The organism is Novosphingobium sp. KN65.2 (assembly GCF_001368935.1).
Taxonomy (GTDB): Bacteria; Pseudomonadota; Alphaproteobacteria; order Sphingomonadales; family Sphingomonadaceae; genus Novosphingobium; species Novosphingobium mathurense.
In genome coordinates, this window is the sequence record NZ_CCBH010000020.1 from 1 (window position 1) to 1391 (window position 1391).

Annotated in this window: 1 protein-coding gene; it reads right to left on the reverse strand. The window is 59.7% G+C overall.

Annotated elements, in window-relative coordinates:
* Positions 1 to 1361, reverse strand: a 1361-nt coding sequence (locus tag SPHV1_RS01005; RefSeq protein ID WP_054944285.1) for an FAD-dependent monooxygenase, incomplete at its 3' end; no start/stop codon positions are given.
* Positions 1362 to 1391 lie beyond the last annotated feature (30 nt).

The window sequence follows — 1391 nt, forward strand, 5'->3', positions numbered from 1 at the left end:
TCGGCATCTTCGCGGAACGGCTCCTGCGGAGAACCGTCGGGAATGATTGCCCCCGATTCATATCGTTGGTTAAGTTCTACGCCATGCGCATGGACTTCATATTTCCTGTCATCGACGACCCTTCGCAGCTCGGCGCGGCGCGCCTTCCCTTCGGCGCTCGGCGATGCCAGGCTTTCCTTGAGCGCCAGCCGCTCCGCCACGCTGAGCGAAGGAACGGCGCCAAGGGCCGCCCAGATCTCGTCATAGCGCATGCTTTTATTGGCCCGCGTGACGATCTGCCTGCCGATCGGGCGGCGCTCCTCATTATAGCTGTCCAGCAGCGATGGCTCCGCCCGGCCCTTCAGGACCAGCGCCAGCTTCCACGCAAGATTATAGGCATCCTGTACCGATGTATTGGAACCTAGGCCATTGGCGGGCGGATGGCGATGGACGGCATCGCCCATGCAGAAAACCCGCCCTTCGCTATACCGCTCGGCAACGAGATCGTTGATCGTCCACCGATAGGTCGAATTCACCTTTATCTCCACGCTGTCGTCGCCGATCATGATGCGGATGCGTTCCAATATCTTGTCGAGCGGCGGCACTTCGGAATTTTGCGCGAAGGAGAAAAGCGTCACCAGCCACTGGTTCCACGGCCTGACCATCCGGAAATTACCGACAAAGGCCCATAGCGGCGCTTCGGGATCGATCACGAAATAGAGCGAGCCGGGACGATGCTGCACGAAGCGCGTCAGATCAATCTCGCAATAGACGTTGAACGCCTCGGCCAGATCGGCTTGCCCCTCAAGCGGGATGCCGAGCTGCTCCATGATGACGCTGCGCCCGCCATCGGCGCCGATCATATATTTGGATCGAACCGTATATTCCTTGCCAGTCAGCCGATCCAATATCGTGGACAGAACGCCTTCATCATCCTGAACGAATGAGACGAGCTGGGAATCAAAGCGGATCTTGGCACCGCGATCGATGGCGGATTCGATCAGGATCGGCTCGAACAGGCTTTGCGGAAGATCCGACATGCTGCACGGGCTCGACGCCTCATATTCCCCTTTACGTGCGGGATCCTGGCCCCAGGACCATCCCCGGGCGATCTCTTCGCCCACCATGCTCTCGATCCACAAGGTGTGCGACATCGCCTTGGCGGGGCTGGCCTGCCGCAGGCAGGTTTCTTCGATGCCCATATCGCGCATGATTTCCATCGTGCGTTGATTGGTGATGTGCGCCCGTGGCGTAGGGGCGCTGCGGGGATGCCGCGCCACGGCCAGAACCGGGATGCCATAGGCCGCCAGCAGGAGCGCCATCGTCGCCCCTGCCGGCCCCGCGCCGACGACAAGTACATCAACCGTATAATCTGCGCTCATATATAGTATCCGTAATATATTTCATCTTGG